This is a genomic window from Holospora obtusa F1 (assembly GCF_000469665.2).
Taxonomy (GTDB): domain Bacteria; phylum Pseudomonadota; class Alphaproteobacteria; order Holosporales; family Holosporaceae; genus Holospora; species Holospora obtusa.
This window is the reverse complement of the sequence record NZ_AWTR02000048.1, coordinates 1-18,772: the sequence shown is the minus strand read 5'-3', so window position 1 is coordinate 18,772 and position 18,772 is coordinate 1. Positions and strand designations below refer to the sequence as shown.

At 38.4% G+C, this 18,772-nt stretch carries 22 protein-coding genes and 4 pseudogenes; 17 read left to right on the top strand and 9 right to left on the bottom strand.

Annotated elements, in window-relative coordinates:
• Positions 1–5: 5 nt before the first annotated feature.
• Complete coding sequence (locus P618_RS02200) at positions 6–485, bottom strand: hypothetical protein (protein WP_021827478.1); 480 nt, start codon at positions 483–485, stop codon at positions 6–8.
• Positions 486–506: 21 nt separating this feature from the next.
• Positions 507–1,250: an SDR family NAD(P)-dependent oxidoreductase gene (locus P618_RS02195; RefSeq protein ID WP_024161094.1), complete on the bottom strand. Its 744-nt coding sequence runs from the start codon at positions 1,248–1,250 to the stop codon at positions 507–509.
• A 300-nt stretch (positions 1,251–1,550) separates the two neighbouring features.
• Here P618_RS02195 and P618_RS02190 point away from each other — a divergent pair, with 300 nt between their 5' ends.
• From P618_RS02190 to P618_RS02105, 16 genes and pseudogenes are all read left to right on the top strand, one after another.
• Positions 1,551–2,018, top strand: coding sequence for a MarR family winged helix-turn-helix transcriptional regulator (locus P618_RS02190; RefSeq protein WP_024161093.1), 468 nt, complete (start codon positions 1,551–1,553; stop codon positions 2,016–2,018).
• A pseudogene (locus tag P618_RS08560) lies at positions 2,015–2,598 on the top strand (chloramphenicol phosphotransferase CPT family protein). The gene P618_RS02190 and the pseudogene P618_RS08560 overlap by 4 nt, the downstream one beginning before the upstream one ends.
• A gap of 9 nt (positions 2,599–2,607) precedes the next feature.
• Positions 2,608–4,701, top strand: a complete 2,094-nt coding sequence (locus P618_RS08385) for a GNAT family N-acetyltransferase (protein WP_021827473.1) — start codon at positions 2,608–2,610, stop codon at positions 4,699–4,701.
• Positions 4,694–5,179, top strand: coding sequence for a signal peptidase I (lepB, locus tag P618_RS02170; protein WP_021827472.1), 486 nt, complete (start codon positions 4,694–4,696; stop codon positions 5,177–5,179). The genes P618_RS08385 and lepB overlap by 8 nt, the downstream gene beginning before the upstream one ends.
• A 32-nt stretch (positions 5,180–5,211) precedes the next feature.
• A complete protein-coding gene (locus tag P618_RS02165) occupies positions 5,212–5,769 on the top strand; it encodes an NUDIX domain-containing protein (RefSeq protein WP_021827471.1) in 558 nt (185 codons plus the stop codon).
• Positions 5,766–6,236: a GNAT family N-acetyltransferase gene (locus P618_RS02160; protein ID WP_021827470.1), complete on the top strand. Its 471-nt coding sequence runs from the start codon at positions 5,766–5,768 to the stop codon at positions 6,234–6,236. Before P618_RS02165 ends, P618_RS02160 begins: the two co-directional genes overlap by 4 nt.
• Entirely contained in the window at positions 6,233–7,786 is a 1,554-nt protein-coding gene (locus P618_RS08380; protein WP_021827469.1) for a GNAT family N-acetyltransferase, read from the top strand. The genes P618_RS02160 and P618_RS08380 overlap by 4 nt, the downstream gene beginning before the upstream one ends.
• Positions 7,783–8,250 (top strand): GNAT family N-acetyltransferase, encoded by a 468-nt coding sequence (locus tag P618_RS02145; protein ID WP_021827468.1) that lies wholly within the window; start codon positions 7,783–7,785, stop codon positions 8,248–8,250. The genes P618_RS08380 and P618_RS02145 overlap by 4 nt, the downstream gene beginning before the upstream one ends.
• On the top strand, positions 8,247–8,714 hold the full coding sequence (locus P618_RS02140; protein WP_021827467.1) for a GNAT family N-acetyltransferase: 468 nt from the start codon (positions 8,247–8,249) through the stop codon (positions 8,712–8,714). Before P618_RS02145 ends, P618_RS02140 begins: the two co-directional genes overlap by 4 nt.
• Positions 8,711–9,595, top strand: a complete 885-nt coding sequence (locus P618_RS02135) for an aminoglycoside phosphotransferase family protein (protein ID WP_024161092.1) — start codon at positions 8,711–8,713, stop codon at positions 9,593–9,595. Before P618_RS02140 ends, P618_RS02135 begins: the two co-directional genes overlap by 4 nt.
• Positions 9,592–10,218 carry an HAD family hydrolase gene (locus P618_RS02130; RefSeq protein WP_021827465.1) on the top strand — a complete coding sequence of 209 codons (627 nt, stop codon included), beginning with the start codon at positions 9,592–9,594 and terminating at the stop codon, positions 10,216–10,218. Before P618_RS02135 ends, P618_RS02130 begins: the two co-directional genes overlap by 4 nt.
• Complete coding sequence (locus P618_RS02125) at positions 10,211–10,978, top strand: class I SAM-dependent DNA methyltransferase (RefSeq protein WP_021827464.1); 768 nt, start codon at positions 10,211–10,213, stop codon at positions 10,976–10,978. Before P618_RS02130 ends, P618_RS02125 begins: the two co-directional genes overlap by 8 nt.
• Positions 10,962–11,375 (top strand): GNAT family N-acetyltransferase, encoded by a 414-nt coding sequence (locus P618_RS02120; protein ID WP_021827463.1) that lies wholly within the window; start codon positions 10,962–10,964, stop codon positions 11,373–11,375. Before P618_RS02125 ends, P618_RS02120 begins: the two co-directional genes overlap by 17 nt.
• Positions 11,376–11,409: 34 nt before the next feature.
• Positions 11,410–11,676, top strand: a complete 267-nt coding sequence (locus P618_RS02115; protein ID WP_021827462.1) for a hypothetical protein — start codon at positions 11,410–11,412, stop codon at positions 11,674–11,676.
• Positions 11,673–12,068, top strand: a complete 396-nt coding sequence (locus tag P618_RS02110; RefSeq protein WP_021827461.1) for a TspO/MBR family protein — start codon at positions 11,673–11,675, stop codon at positions 12,066–12,068. Before P618_RS02115 ends, P618_RS02110 begins: the two co-directional genes overlap by 4 nt.
• 90 nt (positions 12,069–12,158) lie before the next feature.
• Positions 12,159–13,007 carry an AraC family transcriptional regulator gene (locus P618_RS02105; protein WP_021827460.1) on the top strand — a complete coding sequence of 283 codons (849 nt, stop codon included), beginning with the start codon at positions 12,159–12,161 and terminating at the stop codon, positions 13,005–13,007.
• 42 nt (positions 13,008–13,049) lie between these two features.
• Here P618_RS02105 and P618_RS02100 read toward each other — a convergent pair whose 3' ends face one another.
• The 6 genes and pseudogenes from P618_RS02100 to P618_RS02075 all read right to left on the bottom strand — a co-directional run bounded on the left by P618_RS02100 (position 13,050) and on the right by P618_RS02075 (position 17,576).
• Positions 13,050–14,078 carry an alpha/beta hydrolase gene (locus P618_RS02100; RefSeq protein WP_162147058.1) on the bottom strand — a complete coding sequence of 343 codons (1,029 nt, stop codon included), beginning with the start codon at positions 14,076–14,078 and terminating at the stop codon, positions 13,050–13,052.
• A gap of 5 nt (positions 14,079–14,083) precedes the next feature.
• Entirely contained in the window at positions 14,084–14,296 is a 213-nt protein-coding gene (locus P618_RS02095) for a helix-turn-helix domain-containing protein (RefSeq protein ID WP_040458267.1), read from the bottom strand.
• An 11-nt stretch (positions 14,297–14,307) separates the two neighbouring features.
• Positions 14,308–14,883, bottom strand: a complete 576-nt coding sequence (locus P618_RS02090; protein WP_024161089.1) for a DUF2975 domain-containing protein — start codon at positions 14,881–14,883, stop codon at positions 14,308–14,310.
• 70 nt (positions 14,884–14,953) lie between these two features.
• Positions 14,954–15,838 (bottom strand): aminoglycoside phosphotransferase family protein, encoded by an 885-nt coding sequence (locus tag P618_RS02085; protein ID WP_021827456.1) that lies wholly within the window; start codon positions 15,836–15,838, stop codon positions 14,954–14,956.
• A pseudogene (locus P618_RS09185) lies at positions 15,835–16,385 on the bottom strand (GNAT family N-acetyltransferase). Before P618_RS09185 ends, P618_RS02085 begins: the two are co-directional and overlap by 4 nt.
• 30 nt (positions 16,386–16,415) lie before the next feature.
• The gene (locus P618_RS02075; RefSeq protein ID WP_021827453.1) at positions 16,416–17,576 is read right to left on the bottom strand and encodes a Fic family protein; all 1,161 of its coding nucleotides are present in this window, start codon (positions 17,574–17,576) and stop codon (positions 16,416–16,418) included.
• Positions 17,577–18,419: 843 nt separating this feature from the next.
• Between P618_RS02075 and P618_RS08790 the strand changes: the two are divergent.
• Positions 18,420–18,542 (top strand): annotated as a pseudogene (locus P618_RS08790) (IS701 family transposase); the annotation flags it as partial.
• Between the two features lie 52 nt (positions 18,543–18,594).
• Here the strand turns inward: P618_RS08790 and P618_RS09180 are convergent.
• A pseudogene (locus tag P618_RS09180) lies at positions 18,595–18,772 on the bottom strand (IS701 family transposase); the annotation flags it as partial.

Sequence of the window (18,772 nt, the reverse complement as noted above, 5' to 3'; positions counted from 1 at the left end):
CTTTTTCATTTTGCAACCTTCAAATATTTATACGTATAACGCAGTGCCCGTCCTATAAAATAGCCAGAAAATAATCCACTTATTACACTTTCAATAATAGAGTATTTAAGAAACAAGTCTGGATCTGTCGACTTTAAATAGCCAAAATAATATTTAACAATAAAAAAGGAAAGCAATACTATAAGCGTTCCATACCCCCCAGGAACTTCAATTGACCATTCTTTTTTTATAACCTTTATTGTATTTCCTGTGTTTATAAAGAAGCTTGCTATGCTGCCTCCCATAATTACGAGACAAAATACCAAAGCATCATCTGAAAGAAGCGTTTTATACTTAATGGTCAGCAATATTAATGGAATGATAAAGAGCTTAGGTAGATAAATAACCCTCGTTTTTATACTCTTAATGCCTACAAACAATAAATAGCATAATATGGTCCAGACGTATAATGGCGTTCCTTTAATCATGTGTATAAATTTATTCATAACTCTTTCCTCAAAAAATTCTTACATCTTTTTTAAAATACGCATCACTACACCATCAGGCAAGACGCGTAATAGATGGCTAATGATAAAATAGAAAAGAGATGGGTAACTTCGTGATTTTTTGAGCTCAGAGAACTTACACATATACTTTGCCATTTTTTCAGCACTCCGTGTAAAGGGAAAGTTTCCTTTAAGACCATCTGTTGCCACGGGACCCGTATAAATGGACGAGAAGATCAAGTTTCTTCCATAATAAGTAAGCGATAAACTCTCAAAAGCTTTTGAAATAGCTGCTTTTGATGCACAATAAGCACTCCCGGTAGGTGGTGCAAAAATTGCATTGATCGAACTTGTCACAATAAAGTGAGCACCGCCGTTGTGCAGGCATGGTTTTTCAAAAAATTCAACAAAGGCTAAAACGCCAAAGTAATTGACTGCCATAATGCGTTCATGTATTTCAACTGTAAACGCTTCAGGGTTTTCAATAACTTTTTCACCTGCGATACCTGCATTCAAGAAGAAAAGATTGGGACAAAGACCTTGATCAAGAATATTTTGGCAAGCTCTACGAATATCAGACTTGTCTGAAATATCACATGGTATAGGGATGAATGAAGGCCCCATTTCATTTTTTATTGCATTCAGTTTCTCTACCCTGCGAGCTATTCCAACGACAATCCAATCTTTGGATATCAACTCCCGAGTCAATGCTTCGCCGATTCCAGAAGATGCACCTGTAACGAGAGCAATATTCTGTTTATTCATATTATTTTCCTTCTCTATCACGATTTACCTCTCAAAGAACACTCGAAGCCCCGGTGATGATGACTGTTTTACCCTGTAAATCAAAAAGTGTCGTCATTTTATTCAATTCCAAAATTATTTTATTGCCCCTTGTGTGCAGCTTTATCTTGACATACTTTGCTGTTTTATGCAAATATATTCTGTGCGTAGACAGTATGTTTTATACAAAATAGTTGTTAAGAGGAGATCATTTACATGTATCAGCACAGAGTCACTATCAACCTACAATATGCACCAAGCAATTAATCGGAGAGCAAAACAATGAAAAAGTCACCAAAAACGAACTGGATCAACATGAACGAAGTGTCAGGGTTCTTGCTCTATTCTGCTTATTTTGCGTGGAAGCGCAAGATTGAAAGTACTCTTTTGCCTCATGATCTTACGCATGTTCAGTTTATGCTTTTGATGACATTAGGATTTTTGAAGAAAGATAAGTCTGATGTATCGCAAAATGACCTCGCCAAGTTTTTGAGCTTTGATGTGACCATGACGTCTCAGGTGTTGCGCGCCCTAGAGAAAAGAGGATTACTCAAGCGCTCTCAAAAGGAAGGTGACGAGCGATCAAAGTTTTCAGAATTAACAGATACAGGTAGCGCTAAAATCCAAGGTGCAGCAAAAGATTTACTCAAGGCCGAAGAATCCTTTTTCGTGAGTTTAGGGGAAAATAAGCAAGGGTTTGATGAGCATTTACGCAGCATTTTACAACAACAAATAGCGGATGCAGCATGAGTAAAATTATTTTCTTAAACGGGTGTGGCTCTAGCGGAAAGACTTCCATTGCAAAGGCCATTCAGCACGAAAGTCCAGATCTATGGCTGACTTTTGGTGTTGATACATTTATTGATATGATTCCCTTCGGAAGACAAGAGCCATACTTGAAATTTATTCCAGGGAAAAATGAGCATGACCCAATAATGCATGTCGAATCAGGTCCGGAAAGCGTGAAGCTATTTAGCATTATGCCGCAGTTTGCTGAAATGCTCGCAGACCGCAGAAACAACCTCATTATCGACGAAGTGATATTTGATGAAGAAGCATTAAAAGCGTATGCACATCATTTAGTCATACAGTTTATTACATAGGCGTTTTCTGCGATCTAGCAGTTATGCAAGAACGCGAAGTTTTAAGACGTGATCGGTGCATTGGTCTATCAAATGATCAGATTGATAGAGCGCATCAAGGCGTTTTAAATTCATATGATTTTAAGGTGGATACAACTGCTATCTCTTCTTTTGAAGCGGCCCGCCTGATACTGAAGTATATTGACGATAACCCTGTGCCAAAAGCATTTAAAGTCTTAGGAAAGTAGGAGTAAATTATGACCATTACCTTCAAACCACTCAATGAATCCCATTTTCCACTCCTGTTAAAGTGGTTGGAGTCGCCTCATGTCAAAAAATGGTGGGATCAGGATGTGACTTATACAATCGAGTTGGTGCGTGAAAAATATAGTTCATATGTTAAAGGCTATAAGCTTGAAGGTGGTGTACAGAAACCTATTCAGGCTTTCATTATCTATAGCGACCAAAATTTTTTTGGGTACATCCAGATTTATAATGCATACGATTTTCTTAGGAGCAAACCACTGTTAGGCTTGCCTTCAAATCTTGGTAAATTTGACATTTTTATTGGCGAAGAAGAGGTGCTGAAGCAAGGCTTGGGCTCAAAAGCAATTTTAGAATTCCTTAAATTATATGGCGGCCAGTATAGTCATATGTTTGCCGATCCAGATTCAAGCAATATTGCCGTCATTAAAGCTTACGAAAAAGCAGGCTTCAAGAAGGTATCAGAACAGGAAGATACTGGTGAGACGTGGATGATAAAGGATTTATCCTTAAGAAACGACCCGTTGCCAACCATCCAAAAGCTTATTAAAGAACGCTATCCTGATGCTAAAGCCATATTCTGGGCAGGATCAGTTTCAGTTAATCAGGGAACAAGTGCATCCGATCTAGATCTTGTGATTGTTTTTGAAGAAGTAGCCCACGCTTATCGAGAAGCCTTTATTTACGACGGTTGGCCAATTGATGCATTTATTCATGATCTTGATACCTTGCGGTATTTTTTTGAAGAATCAAGAACCGGGAATGGCATTTCTGGCCTCTGCTATATGATTTTGAATGGACGTGAGGTAACCAACCCCAGCGCTTTTTCAAAAAATATTAAAATACTTGCGCAAGAAGTTTTGAATGCAGGGCCAGCTATTTGGGACCAAGAACAAATCAACAAAGAACGATTTTTAATTACCGATGTTCTGGATGATATTAAATATCCAACCGGGCGCGATGAGCAGATTGCATCCGCCGCATGGTTACTTGAAGCTCTGGGGCAATTTTATTTTAGAAGCCAAAATAAGTGGTGCGCCAGCGGTAAATCAATTATCCGTTATCTTAAAAGCGATAATCCCGATCTTGCTTTAGAATTCACGCAAGCCTTTGAGAGTCTCTTCCAAACTGGTCATTCTGCTGCATTAGAATTATTAGTAATGAAAATTCTAGAACCTTATGGTGGATTATTTTGGAATGGATTCAGGTCAGATGCATCCAAAAAGGCAAAAATCCTGAAACCAGTTCTCTTAAAAGAATTAAAAAATAATTATCGAATATATTTAGGTGAATCAGATAATGAATATGCGAGCAAAATTATTCTTAAAGGTTTAAAGGCGCACAATGAATCAAAAATTGGATCTTATTCCAGAGAGAATTTTGTATTATTCGTTAAAAATGAATCTGAAGATATTATTGCTGGCTTGTGTGGAGATATCCTTGGTGAATTGTGTGCCCTGCACCTTCTATGGGTTGACCAAGAGCATAGATTAAAAGGGGTAGGCAAAAATATTATCAATGTACTTGAAGAATATGCATTATCTAAAAAGTGCAAAATAATTCAATTAGACACCACCGAATTTCAGGCAAAGGATTTCTATAAAAAGTATGGATATCTGGAGATCGCCACTCTTGATAAAGGGTTTATGGGTTACAAACAGTTCATCATGAGGAAAAATTTATTTGATAGCAAGTCAGAAGAAAATACAAACAAAATCCTCGATGAACTTAAATCAAGAGAGCCAATCTTTCATCATCCTGAAAAATTTGGAAAAACAAAACAAGATATTGAAAACCAAATGTGTGATGAATTTTGGGAAGTCGGTGCATCAGGTAATGTCTATACCAAACGAGACGTTATAGAAACTCTATTCGAGCGCTATAACAACCCAGATTATCAAGATATTTGGGAAGCAAAAGACTTTGAACTAACCACAATTGCATCGGATAATTATTTACTGACATACATTCTTATCCAAGACAAAACAAGAGTCACAAGAAGATCAACACTTTGGCGACACATACATGGTGCGTGGAAGATCCTCTATCACCAAGGGACAATTTTTAAGGAGTTAAATCATGTTTAAAAAAATAATATTGGCAGTTTTGTTTGTTGCTGTATCCGTATTCATCTACTTTTTTATAGCAAGCCCATACCGTATTAGCGGGATTAATGGAGAAAAAGGCAATTGCATGGAGCCAGCCATAAAAGATGGTCAATTATATTTCGTTAATCACCTTCATTATAAGCTTAGCACCTATAAAATGGGAGATATTATTATATTTCGCCATGAAGATAAAATATGGGTTTCAAAAATTGTAGGGCTAGAAAATCAAGAAATTAAAATTACTGATAATACCATCTCGTTAGATAATAAGATTTATTCTGACTCTATCCAGAGAAATTGGCAGGATTGGCGATATGGTCATTATGGGATTGAAAGCCCCGCAAAAATCCCATCCAGACATGTGTATGTTCTATCAGATAATTTATCGGCTCATCATGATGATAGCCGCGTTTTTGGCCCAATTTCGTATGACAATATTCTTGGAAAAGTTTGGTAGGTGAGGATGACAGATAAAAGACTAATCTTGCTTTGTACAGTAACTCCATCAGGGAACATATTCATACCCTTATCAGCGCCATTATCCCCTATGACGATGTTGAACAAGAACATATTAATGATACGTGTCTTTGGATTGAAAGTGGCGAGCCTATTTTTCGGGTTCAAAAGCCTGATGTCCCAAATAAACATTTAGTATCTTATTTTGTACTCTTCGATGACGTTCATCAAAAAATACTCCTTGTCGATCATAAGAAAGCTCTTCTTTGGCTGCCAAGTGGAGGGCATGTAGAAATTGATGAAGATCCAAAAACTACAGTGGAACGGGAATGTTTAGAAGAGCTTAACGTTACAGCTGATTTTTGGTCACCACATCCACTCTTTTTAACATCAACATTAACTGTAGGGCTAACAGCGGGGCATACAGACGTCAGTTTATGGTATGTGCTCAAAGGAGATAGTAATAAAGTTTATGAATTTGACAAAGAGGAATTCAATGACATCGGTTGGTTTCATCTTAATGAGGTGCCTTACGAAAAATCAGATCCTCACATGAGGCGTTTTATACAAAAATTAAAAGGTAGTTTATGAACAATCTCACCCACAGAAAAGCAAGAATTGCTGATTTACCACGTCTTATAGAGCTGCTCTTAGAAGATGAACTAGGGAGCACAAGAGAATCAAAATCAGCTGCAGTGCATGAAAACTACATCAAAGCATTTTACAAAATCGATAGCGATCCAAATCAATATTTAATGGTCATAGAAAATGACGATGAAATTATTGGCACTTGCCACCTCACCATTATGCCATCACTCACTTTTATCGGCAGCACCCGTATGCAAATAGAAGCGGTCAGGGTAGCCGGGAAATATAGAGGCCAGAAAATAGGCTCTTGGATGTTTAATCAAGCGATTTCTTATGCCAAGGAAAACGATGTTTCTATTGTCCAGCTCACAACAAACAAAAAGCGGCCAAAAGCAAAACATTTCTATGAAAAGCTTGGTTTCGAGGCCAGCCACGAAGGTATGAAATTATATTTGGAGCAAGTGGCATGAGCATTAATTTTGAAAAAGCCAATGTAAATCACGTTAATATTATTTTTGTTTGGCTTGCAGAGCCTTTTGTTCAGGAGTTTTGGGATAATACGCAAGGCCATAAAGACGATATTTTAAATTTTGTTAATGGCAGAAAAGAACCTTCGAATTATTGTGAAGGCAAGTATTTTTATTGGATAGCAAGCTGGAATCGCCACCCATTCGCAATGTTAATGACGATCCAAGAAACAGCTGAAGACCACATCGATGATATTAAATTAAGTCACCTTTCAAAAACCGGTAATACGTATGGCATCGATTACATGATTGGGGATAAAGATTATTTTGGCAAAGGCTATGGGGCCAAGACCTTATCGGAATTTCTTGATTTCTTCAGAAAAGAATTCGATGAATCAGCCGATACATTTATAATAGACCCTGCTAGTGATAATCCTAGAGCAAAGCATGTTTATATAAAGGCAGGCTTTGAACATATTGCTGACTTTGTGATGAGTGCAGATTGTAGCGGTGCCGGTAAACCACACCATTTATTGATTAAACGTTTTCTGTCTGCAAATAAGGATCACATCAAAGCAATTTGCTATCATTTTAATCTTGGGACACCGATCCAAGCGCCCACAAGAGTACACGGTGGCTTACTGCATCTCATGTGGCGTCTTGATACAGATAAAGGCTCCTATGCGATTAAGCAGCTATCAAAAGATATTGATTTGAAAAATGAGCAAGTCATTAAAAATTATGAATTGAGCGAGCAAATAGCTTCAAGTTTTATGGCTCAAAATATCCCTGGGGTATGCGCTCTTTCGCAATCTGATAAACATCTTTTAATTACAGATGGATATGGCTACCTTGTGTACCCTTGGGTTAACGCGAAAGCTTTAGATAAAGATGAAATTAACGAAGGTCAAGCATTAATCATTGCCAGAATACTTGCAAAAATGCATTTAATAAATCTCTGTATTGAAGGTATCGATGAACCTGAATTTGATATCCATGATAATAAACACATTGCGAACTTAATCAAGCAGTCAACTCAAATGCGGCTTCCATTTGGTGACATTTTAAATTCCCATTTATCTACCCTCCTAGAAATTAATGAAAGTTACTTGGATTCAATTGAAATTCTTAAAAAATATACAGTAATTGGGCATGGTGACTTAGATCAAAAAAATGTTTTGTGGACGGATAAAAAGGACCCTCTATTAATTGATTGGGAATCGGCCCGTAAACTAAACCCCACATATGAAATTGTAAATGCTGCGTTAGATTGGTCGGGCGTGACAACCAACCTCAAGATCAATTTGTTCCATAAAATGCTTAAATCTTATTCGGAGTCCGGAGGTTTAATTGAAAAACGAACGGTTGAAGCAGCATTTTATGGGGTTATGGGAAATTGGATTAATTGGATGGTTTACAATATTAATCGGTCTATCAATCAAAGAGAATTTGAGCAAAAAAATATTGGGATAGAACAAGTCATGCAAGTATTACCAACAATTTTAAGGGTAAAAACTTTGATGCCAGAATTAATAAGTGAGATAGCATCATGATCAAAATCGAACTGCTTAAAAACCATCCCAACACTATACCCGAACTTGCACACATTTGGCATGAAGTATTAGGTAAAATCTGGGTTCCTGATGTGCCAGTTGAACGTGTTATCACAAGATTGAAAGAATCACGGAATGATCAAGATTTACCAATCACTTTTGTTGCATTAGACGGCGATTTACCGGTTGGCATGTGTAGTTTACGTGAAAATGATGGTATTCGTCCAGATCTTACTCCTTGGCTCGGTTCACTTGTGGTTGATCCAAAATATCAGAGACAAGGAATTGGTAATATGCTGATTGATGTGACTGTACTGAAAGCAAAAGAGCTTGTTTTTGAAAAACTGTACTTGTTTGCTTTTGATCCTACCATACCAGAATACTATGAACGTCTTGGATGGAGGAAAATTGGTATGGATGAATTCCAATCTCATCCTGTAACCGTTATGGAGGTGGAGTTATGATCAAAATTGACCTGCTGAAAAATCATCCAGACGCTATACCAGCACTCGCTCACATTTGGCACGACGTTTTAGGTAGAATTTGGTTTCCAGAGCTGACAATTCAAGAGATAGAGTCATTGACATATGATGAGCTCAATCATCCAGATGAAACAACTTCATTCGTTGCGTTGTGTGATGAAATTCCAGTAGGATTTTGCACATTTAAACTTAAGGAGGAGTTTCGCCCCGATTTAGGACCATGGCTTGCAGATGTGGTAGTAGCCCCTAAACATCAAAAACAGGGGATCGGAAAAATACTGGTTGACATCACAGCCCTAAAAGCAAAAGAACTTGGTTTTAAAAAGCTGTACTTGTTTACTTTTGATCCAACGACACCTGAATACTACAAGCGCCTTGGATGGAAGAAAATCGGTATGGATGAATTTAAGTCTCATCCTGTAACCTTTATGGAGGTGGAGCTATGAACAACAAATTGATTATGCCAACCCTTGATCTTGCGTGCAAACTCATAGAGGAGCAATTTCCTGAATATTCTCACTTGCAAATCACAGATGTTGAAAAACAAGGGCATGATAACCGCACCTATAGGCTTGGCGAGCATATGCTCATTCGTATGCCAACAGCAGCAGATTACGCTTTAAAAGTTCCAAAAGAGCAAGAGCTGCTGCCACAATTAGCAAAACCTTTAAGCGTTAACATTCCAGCTCCGATTAAAATGGGAAATCCATCGACAGATTATCCTTATCCATTTTCTATATACAAATGGTTGCCCGGCAAAAGCATCAATCTCCTAACCTTAACCGATCAAGACAAAGAACAACTTGCCTTTGATCTCGCCAAGTTTTTAAAAGAGCTACAAGCAATTAATGATGTGGAAGGCCCTGAACCGGGTCAACACAACTGGTGGCGTGGTGATCATGTCACTGTTTATGACAAAGGAGCTCGAGAACAAATCGCAGAGCTGGCTGAGATTGTAGATGAGGAAAACGCATTAGCTTTTTGGGATCGGGCTTGTGCTACCAAATGGGATAAAAAGCCTGTATGGATTCATGGGGATTTTGCGATTGGCAATATACTGATGGATGGTGGAAAACTATCAGCAGTTATTGACTTTGGCGGCGCTGCTGTTGGTGATCCTGCCTGTGACTTAGTAATTGCCTGGACGTATTTATCCGGCAAAGCTCGTGAGGTTTTTATATCAAAAATGGATATGGATACTGATACATGGCTCCGAGCCCGCGCCTGGGCACTTTGGAAGGCAACTTTTGAACTGTGCCAAATTGCAGATAAAAACAGCTCTGAGGCTGGTTTGCAAAAACGAATTATTGATGAGGTTGTGGAGTGAGTAATAACAAGATTAAGGCTATTATTTTTGATGTCGATGGCGTGGTATTTAAAACTCACGATGAAAGCGAAAATTATTTATGGAGCCAGAGCGTCAAAGAAGATCTTGGTCTGACATCAAAGCATTTCTCCCTTATTTTTTCAGAAAAATGGGAGAGCATCATTCGAGGTAAAATCAAACTGGATGATCATCTTCATATTATTTTCCAAGAAAAATTATTTAAAGACCTGGGCATAACACCCGAGCAGTATATCCAGTATTGGTTAAGTAACGATCATCATGTGAATTATGACATATTAGATTTGGTAAAAAGTTTAAAAACCCCATGTTATCTCGGTACGAACCAAGAAGCTTTGCGCACCGCTTATATTCTGGATACGGTTGGCTCTTATTTCAAAGAATGTTTTGCATCTTATAAAATTGGAGTTATTAAACCGGAACAAGGATTTTTTCAGCATATTGGAAAGGCACTATCGTTACTTCCGCATGAGCTTTTGTTGATTGATGACACAAAAAATAACACCCTCGGCGCACAAGATTGCGGTTGGCATGTTTATCATTACCAAAATGATATTGAAGGGCTTATGGATTTTTTTAAAAAATATGAGGTAATGAATGGATAAACACATTAAGAAGAAAACTTTAGAAACTTATCTCAGCCTTTGTACAGAGGTTTACGATTTAAGCAAGCCAAACCCACCGGAAGATGCCTATGCTTTTTATCGTGATTATGCCATGAACTCGAACGCTCCTATTTTAGAGCCGATGTGTGGCACAGGACGATTTTTGCTACCATTACTTGAAGAGGGATTTGATGTGCATGGCTTTGACGCCAGTGACAATATGCTCAAAGCCTTGCATGTTAAGGCTGAGGCTAAAAATTTAAAACCACTCGTTTGGAAAGGTTTTGTTGAAGATTTAAAACGTCCAGAAAAATACAATTTGATTTTTATTCCCAGTGGCTCCCTTTGTTTAATCATTGACCTTGTTCAAGTAGAGAAGTCACTTAAAGTCATTTATGACCATTTAAACGACGGTGGTATTTTCTTATTTGAGGCTGAAACTATGCAAGCCGTTCCTCAAGAAGGCATATGGCGTGGTTCGTTATGGCCCAAAACAAATGGCCAAAAAATTATCCTAAGCCAGCTTGCAACAATGCAAAACGATATCTGTACTAGCCTTTGCAAATATGAACTGATGGAAGCGGGAAATATTATCCATACAGAAATTGAAGAACTGAGAGTGAAGATTTATGAGCAGGATCAGCTGATGGAAATGCTAAAAGCTGTGGGATTTAAACACATAAGAATACTCAAAGCTTTTGATAAATCTTCTGCGCCAACCGAACAAGATGAGTCTATTGTGTATGAATGCAGAAAATAAAATCATCATAAAATCTGTAAGCCTTGATGACGCAAGGTTGCCTTCAGTTATTTATGGTGCAATTGGAAATCCTTCGCCAGAAAAAATTCTAGAGGTAATTGGAAGCTACAAAAATCCTGATCATGCGATCATAGGTGCTTTTATAGGTGATATTCTTGTTGGAGTTTTAGGCCTCTGTAAAACAACTAAAATTATTACCATTCGCCACATCAGCGTACCTTTGAAATACCAAAGACAAGGGATTGGAACATTGCTTTTAGAAGAGGTAAAGAAACAGTATGAAGGGTATAAAATTATGGCTGAAACAGACACGGAATCAGTAGATTTTTATGCTAAATCAGGCTTTACCTGTCATGGATTTTACGGGGCCATATGGCAATTTAAGGTACAAATGTGAGTTTAATTAATAATTTTTTATAGGAGATATCGTAATGACTACTAACGCAATAAAACCAGATGATATTTTAGCAGATAGCGAAAATTTTGTAGAACTAAATGGGCTGACTGTACGCAAGGGGTCAATAGCTGCTTTTCTAAAAAATATTGATCTTTTTGAGGATTCAAATTCAAATGAAACTCAGAAAGCTGCCGCTCTTGAGATGATAAAAGAATTAGCCCCAGCAATCATAGCAGCTGGCCTTCATAAGCATGCAACATTTAAGAACAAAATTATCGAAGATATTTTATGCGACCTATGAATCAAGGCACTAAAAATCACCTCTCTTTAATCATCTGGATTGCAGCGCTGATTGCGATTGGAGGAGTCATTGGCTCTTTAACCAAACCCGAGATTAGCACTTGGTACAGCACTTTGAATCGTTCCGCTCTGACACCGCCAAATTATGTATTTCCGGTTGCCTGGACTATTTTATACGGCATTATTGGCGCTTGTGGCTGGACTCCTTTGTTTTTTCATTACCACTTAACTAGACTTTCCCTCCTAGTTTTGGTCGCTATGGATATTCTGGTAGTCACTATCATTTGGCTAGCTTATAAAAAAATGAGAGCGGCATCGCTGCTTATGATTCCTTATCTGTCATGGATTCTGTTCGCAAGCTACTTAAACTTTTACATATGGCAGTATAACTAAATGAAGATTAGCAATGGTGGTCAAGCATAAAAAACAGAAACGTCGTATTTTTATCCATGTAGACGGTTACAACTGAAGCATTAGGATATTATGAGTTATAAAGAACGAGTCGACAGAGTGATTGATTTCATAGGCAAGCATCTTGATGAAGAGCTTGAGCTGGATGAGCTTTGCCGTATCGCTTGTTTTTCAAAATATCATTTTCATCGGTTGTTTACAGCTTACACTGGGTTACCTTTAATGGGCTATATCAAGTGGCTGCGGCTAAAACGGGCTGCTCATCAATTGATTGTCCATAAAGAGGAAACAATTATTAACATTGCATTGGATGCTGGATTCGAATCCCATGAATCGTTTAGTCGGGCTTTTAAACAAATTTGCGGACAAAGTCCCAGCGAATTTAGGCGTGAACGCAATTGGGAAAGCTTCGAAAATCCACCGGAACCTATGCATATTAAAGGTGAAAAAATTATGACGATAACGATTAAAGAACTGTCAGCTAAAAGAGTTGCTTTGATGGAGCATCATGGAGATCCCATGAGATTATCTGACACACTTGATAAACTTATTACGTGGGCAAAGGCACAACCCATTAACTTAAAACCGAAACCGGGAGAAGCCTTTGGCTTTGGCTACCACGATCCAAGAGAGGTGAAACCAGAAGAGTTTTGCTTTGATTTAGCCCTTAGCGTTCCACAAGATTTTAAATTGAATGATCAAGTGACAGAACGCACTCTACCTGCCGGCAGATATGCTGTTACAATGCATAAAGGCTCACGCGATAATATCGGTGATACGATTTACAGTATTTATCGTGATTGGTTACCGCAGTCCGGGGAAGAACTGGGGGATTTGCCTTGCATCTTTTGCTATTACAATTTTGATTATGAGGTAGCCGAAACGGAATCTTTAACCGAAATTTGGGTGCTTCTTAAGTAGGGCTTAAAGTGGTGAGTGTTGGGGGACAATCTTGTCCCTCAATCAATTCTCAAGCTGCTTTTTAAGCCACGCAAATGAATCGTTAATGACGTCATCTTTTTTTCTGACGTAATGATCCATATCTGATATGCGCATATAAGTTACAGGTGCGCCTACTTCTTTTGCCTTCCGGACAAAAGCATCAGATGAATCGATAATCGAATCTTTCACGCCAGCTACGATCAAATATGGGGTTTTGATTTTATCATATTCTGGGTTTGGGTAAACGATTAAAGCATCATGATGATATTTATAAGTCATGCCGGCAAGCTTAAGATGGGCACTTGGATTTTTAATTGTTTCATCCATAGCTTGATCATGATCCGGTCTAGATTTTGGAAAATACAAATCAAGTGAATACGGCATCCATGAAGGAAGCTGGGCTCTTAACTTGATATACCAAGGAGTGTTTTTAATCATATCTTGCATAAAAATCCAAAGCTCATCACGCCAAGACCAATCTCCAGCACCAGACCAATTTATTGTTGCAAGCGCATCTGATGAATAATCAGTGGTCAACGTTGTCACAATGGGGCCGCCTTCAGAAACACCAAGGAAAATGAGCTTTCCATTCCATCCCTTGGGTGGATGGTTTTTGAGATGTTCAATAACTGTGCGGTGATCAATCAAGCGATTAGACCTTGTGTAATGTTCCATGAATTCAGTTTTGTTAACTTGATTACCATCAACGCCTTGTTGCTCAATCGTGATAACGCCAACACCCAAATCTAAAAATTCTTTTAAAAAGTAACGATGAAAATGAATGATACTTGTAATGTCGTCTTCTAAAGATGAACCACCAACTAAAATGGCAATTGGGAACTTATCTCTTGAAGGTTTGCTGAAATAATAAACAATATCAGGGGAATCTGCGCCTATTCTTTTTGTGGTAAAGCGGGATGATGACGGTATTTCATATTTTGGACCGCCATTTTGTCTTTCTGCATCCGTATATTTATGCGGGGTAATCTCGGCAGCTGCAACCGCAAAAGATGAAAAACAGATGCAAAGCATCAGTAATAATCGACTCATAGTTTTCATAACACGTCCTTTTTAAATTCTAAAATATCCCCTGGCTGACAATCTAAAGCTTCACAAATGCTTTCCAGTGTTGAAAATCTTATGGCTTTTGCTTTGCCTGTTTTTAGGATCGATAAGTTTTGAACCGTAATATCAATACGATCGGCTAAATCTTGCAGTTTCATTTTTCGCTTAGCCAACATAACATCGAGATTCACAATAATGCCTATAGTCCACTCCTCTATATTGTGAACTTATGTTCATCATGAAGCTTGCTTGCTTCTAACATAACCCACGATATGACGATTACGAGCACTCCATAAAATAACGAAGATAAATTGGGCGTACCAAAGGAGATGGATAAATATCTGGACCCTGGAGGGTTTGTCATCGTGACCGCTAAAATCATCAACGTTTGGCTCAATGATTTGATGAGTAATGCATCGAGTAAAAATAAAGCCCCCAATCTTCGGTAATGAATCGCATTCCTAACACTGAAGACTTCCCCTATTTGATAATTTTTAAAAATCTCTTTCAGGATAAATAAGCTAATTAAGAGAGGTAAAAGTCCTATTATGTCTGCACTAAAGCCCAACAGTTGCAGCAGAGGCGTCCAAGAAATATTGCTCAGGTTGACGTATCCTTCGGGTGTTTGGATTGTCTTTTCTAGCATTCCAAAAAAATTAATGACATTCGATACATCAGTTGTTTTAAGCGAAATAAAAATCCACTGCACAATCAGATACAGGGGAATCATCGCGATTGAAATATTAAAAACCACCAATAAATAAGAACTTATTTTTTGAATTCTGTTCATTCGCGCCTCAGTTATGACCCATTCAATATGGCTAACACTATCAACTGAAATATCGAATGTCAGTAATTATTTATTGTTTATCGTGATTCTGAATCTTATCAAAAATCTTTGTTAGCTGTGCAAAATAGCTCATATCACAACCATCCTCTAACGCCCAAATCCATGCAAGCACCGCTTGCACGAAGCACCAATCAATGATTCGCCCAGAGTGTAATGTAAGGGCCTCAGCAAAGTAAGTGATGCGATTATGAATAATAGTGGTAGCATCAACGTGATTCAGTAATTCCGGGATTGGATTGCGGATAAAAGCGGCTACTTCATAGGCTAGCTCACCAATAACGCCTTTTGGATCGATCGCCACCCAATCATTGACATTTTGCAAAATATTATCATGATGCAGATCGCCATGGAGCAAAACATCTGCCTCAGCCGTTTTTAAAAGCTTGTCACGAATTTCTCTGGCTTTTTGTAGCGTGTGTACTGGAATTTCTAGGTCGCCATCTAATGCTTCAAGCCAATCTTTGATATGTGGAAATGCATGGGTGCTTGGTATCGGTGCTTTGTGCAATCGGTTGATAACATTTGCTGTGATATTAATTGCCTGATCATCGTTATCAGGAAAATAGGACTTTAAAGAGATGCCTGGTACTGCGCATTCAACCAAAAGCAAGCCGTTATTTTCTGAAAGTATTTCGACAACACCAAAGCCTGAAAATGCCATCAGGGCAGCGGCTTCACGTTTGAATCCATCAATATCCAATCCTAATTTTAAAATAATTGGCTGAGGTCCTTGCAAACCCGATAACACATAATTGTAGCTTAAATTATTGACTGCTTTTAAATTTGACAGTCCATAAGTATTTGCTAGTTGTGCGACGCGATTCGGCAAATGACCTAACCACTGCCTGCCTTTTTCGCCGTAAATGCTGATGATATTGGAATGGAAGGTGTTCATTTGATATACTCATCAGCGCTTAATCTATACAGAACATGATGAGAAAGTTTATGATCAGCCGCGAGTTTTGGATGAGCAAAATCACCGTTTAAATCTCGTTTTAAGCCTATCTTTTCCATGACTCTTAAAGACTTAACATTTGCAGGCACTGTAAAAGAAACGATTTCTTTAAGGCCGCACTGTTTAAAGCCATATTCCAGAGAAGCTTTGGCACCTTCCGTTGCATATCCTTTGCCCCAATACTGAGAACCAAGTCTCCAACCCACCTCGACTGCCGGGGTAAAAGTGGATTCCCAATCAGAGTAATTGAGACCGATAAAGCCCATCAATTCCTCGGTTTCCTTTAGACAGGCAGCCCATAACGTGAACCATGTTTATCCCCATGATTATTAACAGCAGGGATGAAATCATTCACTTGCTCCATGGTTAATGGTCCACGTAAAAATTCTATCACTTTTGGATCTTGGTTGATTTGAAAATAGGGATCTGCGTCTTCTTTTTTCCAGGTTCTTAAAATAAGCCTTTCTGTTTCAATTATTGTGGTCATATAGCCTCTTTACATTCATGTTATTCGCGCCTACCCATCAGCTTCAGCACTAATCCTTGTAGGCTCCTCTAAGATTTGCAGTATTGCATTTGCACAATAAACTTTGTCACGCTTGTTATCTGCAGTCTTTTGAATAATGTTGGCTATTTCAAGTTTTTGGATGCCTCTTTGTGCTGTGCTGTAGGCAACCCCTAAATCTTGAGCAATTTTATTAATCGTTACATAAGGATTAACCGCAAGCCGCTCTACAATGTCTACCGCAACTGATGAACCGGTGCTTGCTACCATTATTTTCCACGCCTGTAATAATTCATTGATACGCTCCGCCCTGGACAAAACATCTTCAGATTGAACTGCAACGCCATTAAGAAAATAGATGAGCCAATCACGCCACGTGCCATCTCGGCTCACATTATATAGCTGCCGGTAGTACTCATCGCGGGTTGCTTCAAAAAATGCCGATAAATATAACAAAGGAGAAGGAAGCATTTTTTGCTCGATAAGTAATAAGGTAATAAGGAGCCGCCCAACACGTCCGTTACCATCTAAGAATGGGTGTATGGCTTCAAATTGATAATGGCACAGAGCAATGTGAATAAGAGGCGGCAATTGCCTGTTATGTAAAAAATTCTCTAATTCGCTTAAAGCATCCATCAAATGATCAGGAGGTACAGGTACAAACTTGGCTGTGTTAAGAGTACACCCAGGTGAACCTATCCAATTCTGCGTGCATCTAAATTCTCCAGGTGTCGCATGAGAGCCTCTTACGCCCTGCATCAAAGACCCATGAATTTCTTTGATTAGCCGTAAAGATAATGGTAATTCTTTCAACCTTTTGATGCCGTAATCTAATGCCTTGATGTAATTTTGAACTTCTTGCAAATCATCTGGGTTTTGTTTGACATTTACGCCGCTATCTGCCGCGAGAATTTCACCTAAAGTCGCCTGAGTGCCTTCTATTCTGCTGGATAAAACAGCTTCTCTGGTTATAAATGGACGCAATAGAAGATGAGGATTGGGCAATCTACTGCCTTCACGGGCCAATTTCCCGAGCAAGAAATCAGCGCGCGATAGACTATAGACAAGCGCATCATTCCACTCAAGTTTTGGTGGTAAAGCCGCTGGGATGAAGGCTTTATAGCCTGTAGAGGCCTTAATGATCTGACCGCTTGGTGATTGCTCTATATCCATTTAACACCTTTTGTTCTTGATAATAGATATAGTATACCAATTATTATCGAATAAGTCAATATACGATAATAGCAAAGTTTGACATCATCACCTGAAAGAACACAAGAGTGCACTATTATCGACTTAAATGATTATCGCTAATAATGGCAACCCTTATCACCACCTCCCGAAATAAGCGGCTCTGTCCCAATAGTGACCAAATTTATCACAAATAGGTCACGGCATGTCCTTAAAGTTAGATATAGTGTAATTTCAGGAGCATGTTGCGTGTGCTTAAGATCATGAAAATAGAGATTTTATGGATACGCTAAACTTTTTCAGAGAATCAAAAATCGTTCATTTGACACTCTCCAGGTACGCATCTATAATCACCTCAGAGAGTGAAAACATGACTATACCACCCCAGTTTGGAGTTGGTTAGGTTAGGAGAAACCGATCACCGCCAGTTTTTTGAGGAATAACTTTTCTCGCGTGTTTCTGCTTTAGCGTTAGTGCCCCTATAAACCTCAGTATTTGTGGGCTTTTCAGCGCTTCTGTATATAATTACACCCGTACTTCACTTTCTCCAATTTTGCCATTTTACCCCTAAAATCTCCATTTTTAGCCTCTCCATCTCCGATACATGCGAACACTAGGCGCGAAGGTACGCATGTACTCAAACCCTGGATTTGCCTCGGTTTTAGAGAATTGCTGTTTTTTGACCCCTCACTTTTTAGAGAACGAAAACCGGAGAGCAAGCGGGATTCGAAACGGAGAAAATGAGGTAACTGATGTTACGCAGCAATAGTTGATTTCTGCTTGAAATCATCATATTTTTCGTCTGTAAGTTTTTAAGGACAAAAAATGAAACTGGATCTTCTTGATATTTATAGCGACTATTTGATAAGTCAAAATCACTATGCAACATCGACTGGTTTAGCCAATATGTTTCAAGGCGAAATTAGCCATGATCAAATGACTCGTCATTGACGTTCAAAAGATTACAGCTCTTCAAATTTATGGAGTTATGTCACTCATCTTACGTAGCACCTTTCAAAATTTGAAGTTCATTGAACATTAAAACATTGGCTTTTAACAATAGTTTTTGTTTTATTGCAAAATGATTCAATGAGGTTTTCACTTTCAATAATTCTAATTTGCAGTATGCAATGAGTGATGCAAATAGATGATTAGATTGTGTTCTTATAGTTCTGGTA